Raw genomic sequence first — 5,174 nt, 5'->3', positions numbered from 1 at the left:
CGCGAGCTACGGCTACGAGCGCGAAGTGCACATGCTGGCTGCCGTCCACGTCCCGCGCACCGCGCGCGTCGGGTCGACAGCGACGCTCGCGGGCACCGTCACGTGGGTGGTGTGCAAGGTGGAGTGCATCGCCGACGACGTGGACGTCGCGCTGACGCTGCCCGTGGGCGCGGCTTCGGAGCCCGACACCGCCGCCGTCCGCGCGTTCGCGGCCGAGGAGGCGCGCGTGCCCGTTCGCCGCGCGGACTGGGAGTTCCGCTCGGCGGTGGATGCGGAGGCCCTCGTGCTCCGCGTCCGCCCGCCCGGCGGATTGGCCCTGCTCGCGGCCGGCGACGCGGGGCGCGTGCGGTTCTTCGTGGATTCGTCCGGCGTCATCGACCACGCCGCGCCGGCCGCGGTGCGCGTGGACGGCGACGCGCTGGAGATCCGGCTGGCGCGCTCGCCGTACGCCAGCGGGAGCCCGGCGCGGCTGACGGGCGTGCTGGCGCTGGCGGGGCGGGGCAGCGGTGACGAAGGCCTCGCCATCGAGGTGGATGCGCCGGTGGTGGGCATGGCGCAGCTCGCGTCCGTCGGCGGATCCGCCGACGCGGGCACCGGCGACGGCCTGGACGGGGGCGGATGGCTCGCGCTCGCCACGGCCGGCCTGCTCGCGCTGCTGGGCGGCACGCTGCTGAACCTGATGCCGTGCGTCCTCCCCGTGCTGTCCATCAAGGCGCTCGGCGTGGCCGAGGCGGCGGCGCACGACGGACGGACGGCGCGGCGCCACGCGCTGCTCTTTGGCGCGGGCGTGCTCGCGTCCATGTGGGCGCTGGTGGGGGGGCTGCTCGCCCTGCGCGCGGCCGGCGCCGAGGTGGGGTGGGGCTTTCAGCTGCAGAGCCCCGCCGTGGTGGGCGCGCTCGCGCTGATCGTGTTCGCCGCCGCGCTCAACATGGCCGGCGTCTTCGAGCTGGCGCCGGTGGGCGGCACACTCGCGGCCGCCGCGGGACGCACGCCGCCGGCGGCGGAGGCGTTCCTGGGCGGGGTGCTCGTCACCGCGCTGGCGACGCCGTGCTCCGCGCCGTTCCTGGCCGCGGCGGTGGCGTACGGGATCGCCGGCGGGGCGGTGAGCGCCATCGTCGTCTTCACCGCGCTGGGGCTGGGCCTGGTGTGGCCACTCGCGCTGGTGGCCGTGGTGCCGCGCGTACGCCGGTGGCTGCCGCGTCCCGGCGCGTGGATGGTGACGCTGCGGCAGGCGCTCGCCTTTCCGCTGCTCGCGACGGTCGTCTGGCTCGCGTGGGTGCTGGGCCGGCAGGCCGGGACCGGCGCGGTGACGGCGCTGCTCGCCGCGCTCACCCTGCTGGCGTTCGGCCTGTGGGCGCTGGGGCGCTTCGCCACGCTCGTGGCGCCCGCCGGCCGGCGCCGCGCCGCGCGGGGCGTGGCCCTCGCGGCCGGCGCGGGCGCGCTCGCGCTCGTCCTCGCCGCGGGGCGCGCGGCACCGGCGGGGGCCGCGGCGGACGCGGCGAGCGCGGAAGGGCAGGACGCGGACGCGCTCGCCTGGCGGCCATACAGCGCGGCGGCGCTCCAGGCGGCGCGCGACAGCGGACGCGTCGTGCTGGTGGACTTCACGGCGGACTGGTGCCTCACCTGCAAGGTCAACGAGCGCGTCGCCTTTGGCTCGGACGCGGTGCGCGCGTCGCTGCGCGCGCACGACGTCACGCTCCTCCGCGCCGACTGGACGACGCGCGATCCGTCCGTCACGCGCGCGCTCGCGGCGTTCCGCCGCAACAGCGTGCCCTTTGTCGTGCTCTACGGCCGCGACCGCGCCGCGGCGCCGGCCGTCCTCCCGACGCTCCTCACGCCGGGGATCGTCACGCGCGCGCTGGACGCCGCGGCCGGCGGGACGCCCGCCCTTTCCGCGGCGCCCGCGCGCTGACCGCCTGCTTCCACCCTTCTCATCCTTTTTCCAGGAGCCGCACCATGCCTCTCTCGAACCGATTCCCCCGAAAGCGCCTCCTCGCCGCCGTCGCCGGCATCGCACTGGCCGCGGTGGCCGTCGCGGCCGCCACCGGCGCCACGGACAGCGGTCCGCCCGCGAGCGCCCCCGGCCCGGTGCCGACGGTGGACGCGCCCGCCCCGGCGTTCACCGCCGTGGACACGCGCGGCGCGTCGCACGCGCTGGCGGCCTACCGCGGCCGGTGGGTGGTGCTGGAGTGGTTCAACCACGACTGCCCCTACACGAAGAAGCACTATGCCCCGGTCGACGGCCGTCCCGGCAACACGCAGGCGATGCAGCGCGACTACGCGGGGCGCGTCGTCTGGCTCTCCGTCGTCTCGTCTGCGCCCGGAAAGCAGGGCTTCACGACGGCGGCGGAGGCGGACGAGCGGACGCGGGACAAGGGCGCGGCGCCCACCGCCGTCATCCGCGACACGGCCGGCGCGCTTGGACGGCTCTACGGCGCGCGCAACACGCCGCAGTACGCCATCATCGACCCGCAGGGGGTGCTTCGGTACGCCGGCGCCATCGACGACAACCCGTCGCCCCGGGCCCGGGACGTCGCGGGGGCGACCAACTACGTCCGCGCCGCGCTGGATGCGGGCCTCGCGGGCCGGCCCATCGCCGTCGCGCAGACGCAGCCCTACGGCTGCGACGTGAAGTACTGAGCGCCGGGCCAGCCGAATCCGTCGCATCCCACACGCACAAGGACCCACTCGCATGCCGGCCCCCATCCTCCACCGCCGCTTTCGCACCGTCGCGCTGCTGGCCGTTCCGATCCTCGTCGCCGCCGCGCCGGTGGCCGCGCAGCCGCGCACGCCGCCGGCCGGGACGCTGGACTCCCTCGTATCGGCCAACCTGGCGCGGGACCGCACCGTCGGCGCCGTCGTCGCCATCACGCGGGGGGACGACGTCCTCTTTCTCCAGCCGTACGGCAGGGCGGACGTGGAGTCCGGCGTGGAGATGCGGACGGACGCCGTCTTTGCCATCGGCTCCATCACCAAGCAGTTCACCGCCGCCGCCATCCTGCTGCTGCGCGACGAGGGAAAGCTCAGCCTGGACGACGATGTCACGAAGTGGCTCCCCGACTTTCCCGCGGGCGGCGCGCGGCTGCCGCTCCGCCGCCTGCTGGACCACACCTCCGGCATCCCCAGCGTGCCGGAGCTCACGCCGCTGCGCTTTGATCCAAACGCGTCGCCGGACTCCGTCTACGCCGCCATCCGGCGGCACCCGCCGCGGTTCGCGCCGGGCGCCGCGCAGATGTACAGCAACCGGGCCTACTGGCTGCTGCACCGGGTGATCGAGCGGGCGAGCGGCATGACGTATCCCCAGTACCTGGAGCGGATGATCTTCGGGCCGCTGGGGATGACCGGCTCGGGGCTCTGCCCGGGCGCGCCGGGCCTTCCCCGCGCCACGGGCTACGGCGTGCGCGGCGGCGAAACGCGCCGGGCGCCGCCGATCGTCCCCGTGGTGGACCTCGGCTCCGGCGCGGTCTGCTCCACGGCGGCCGACATGGCGACGTGGCTGCGGGCGCTGCACGGCGGACGGGTGCTGTCGGAGGCGTCCTACGCGGAGATGGTCCGGCCCGCGACGCTCGCGGACGGCACGCCGCTGCGCTACGGGCTGGGCGTGGAGGTGCGTGCGGATGCGCGCGGCAACCGCTACGTCGGCCACAGCGGGGAGATCACCGGGTACGCCGCGCGGGCGAACTGGTACCCGGACGCCCGGATGGCCATCGTCGTGCTGATGAACAGCAGCTTCGACTCGTCGCCGACGACGCTGGTGGACGAGCTCGCGGGGCAGCTGCTGCCGGGGACGCCCCCCGCGCCGCGGCCGTTCACGGGCGACGCGGAGGCGCTCGCCGGCACGTACGGGACCACGGACGGCGGACCGGCCGCGGTCCAGGTGACGCGCGCCCCGGACGGGCTGGCTATCTCCGTCGACGGCGGCGCCGCGCAGCCCCTGGCCTGGGTGGAGGGGCTGACGTTCAGCCGGGGAAGCACGCTGCTGACCTTTCGGCGCGGGGACGGCGACCGCGGCCCGGTCACCGAGCTGCGGTACGACACGGGGACGGAGTACTGGATCCTCACGGCGAACCCGGGACGTCCCTAGCGCTGTTCTCGGCCCGCGCCGTCATTCCGGACGAGAACGATGCCGGTGATGGATTCGCGGTGGCGTGATACGGGCGGCTCTGCGTTCGTCCGCCCGCGCGGGCACGGGAGCCCGCACGCCTGCCCGCACCGTGCATCCGTGCGGTCGCGGACCCAGCGTACGGGGCGCATTGCCGGCCGTGGAACGCGCGGGCACGGGTTGACTGGACGGGCGGACGTGGCTATCCTCATCCTGTCCTGAATAAAATGTCGTTACGGGTTATTCCGCCGTGCCGCCTTCGCGGGGCCGCGGGACGGGTGGGGCGGGCCGCGGTCCGGCTGCGCGCCCGGGCTCGCCGCGCCCGCGCGCTGGATACCGCGGGGGAGCAGCGCGCCACGCATGGATGGACCGCCGGCGGGACGGCGGATCTGGACGAAACTCTGGCATGGGCCGGCGCTGTCGGCAAAGGGATGATGTCCGGCCTCCTGGAGATGACGGTGCCCCGCCGCGCGGAGCGTGCGCCGGCGCGGGACCTTTCGTTTGAGCGGTGCATTCAGTTCGCCGCGGAGATCATCCGCATCCCCTCGCTGCCCGGCGAGGAGGGCGCGGTGGCGCGGCGCATCGTGGACGAGATGCGGGCCCTGGGCTTCGACGAGGCGTGGACGGACCGCGCCGGCAACGCCATCGGCCGCATCGCGGGCACGGGCGGCGCGCCGGGCGTCGTCCTTTCCGCCCACATGGACGTGGTGGACGTGGGCGACCCGGCGGCGTGGGAGCATCCGCCGTACGGCGGCGTGATCGCCGACGGCTTTCTCCACGGGCGGGGCGCCATGGACCTCAAGGGTCCCCTCGCCCTGCAGCTGTACGCGGCCGCGCGCTTCGTGGAGGATCGGCCGGCGGGGGACCTGCTCTGCGTCTTCTCCGTGCACGAGGAGAAGGGCGGGTGGGGGATGATGCACTTCATGGAGACGTCCGGCATCCGCCCCGGCGCCGTCATCCTGGGCGAGGCCACGGGGCTGGACCTGTGCACGGGGCACCGCGGGCACGCGGAGCTGGCCGTGGAGATCCACGGCGTCGCGGCCCACGCCAGCACGCCGGAGCGGGGGCGCAA

Annotated in this window: 4 protein-coding genes; all 4 read left to right on the top strand. The window is 75.6% G+C overall.

Annotated elements, in window-relative coordinates; genetic code table 11:
• A partial coding sequence (locus VFZ20_RS22245) for a protein-disulfide reductase DsbD family protein (RefSeq protein ID WP_329686148.1) occupies positions 1 to 1,912 on the top strand: 1,912 nt, incomplete at its 5' end.
• A gap of 44 nt (positions 1,913 to 1,956) precedes the next feature.
• Complete coding sequence (locus tag VFZ20_RS22240) at positions 1,957 to 2,640, top strand: redoxin domain-containing protein (RefSeq protein WP_329686147.1); 684 nt, start codon at positions 1,957 to 1,959, stop codon at positions 2,638 to 2,640.
• Positions 2,641 to 2,692: 52 nt separating this feature from the next.
• On the top strand, positions 2,693 to 4,084 hold the full coding sequence (locus tag VFZ20_RS22235; RefSeq protein ID WP_329686146.1) for a serine hydrolase domain-containing protein: 1,392 nt from the start codon (positions 2,693 to 2,695) through the stop codon (positions 4,082 to 4,084).
• A 449-nt stretch (positions 4,085 to 4,533) separates the two neighbouring features.
• Positions 4,534 to 5,174: M20/M25/M40 family metallo-hydrolase (locus VFZ20_RS22230; protein ID WP_329686145.1), on the top strand; the 641-nt coding region annotated here is incomplete at its 3' end.

This window comes from Longimicrobium sp. (assembly GCF_036280135.1).
Taxonomy (GTDB): domain Bacteria; phylum Gemmatimonadota; class Gemmatimonadetes; order Longimicrobiales; family Longimicrobiaceae; genus Longimicrobium.
Note: the sequence above shows the minus strand (reverse complement) of the source record. Positions and strands in the feature narration are given on the sequence as shown.

Excerpts from the sequence above, each read along its gene's own strand:
- VFZ20_RS22240 (WP_329686147.1), top strand. The coding sequence starts at position 1,957 with ATGCCTCTCTCGAACCGATTCCCCCGAAAGCGCCTCCTCGCCGCCGTC.
- VFZ20_RS22235 (WP_329686146.1), top strand. The coding sequence starts at position 2,693 with ATGCCGGCCCCCATCCTCCACCGCCGCTTTCGCACCGTCGCGCTGCTG.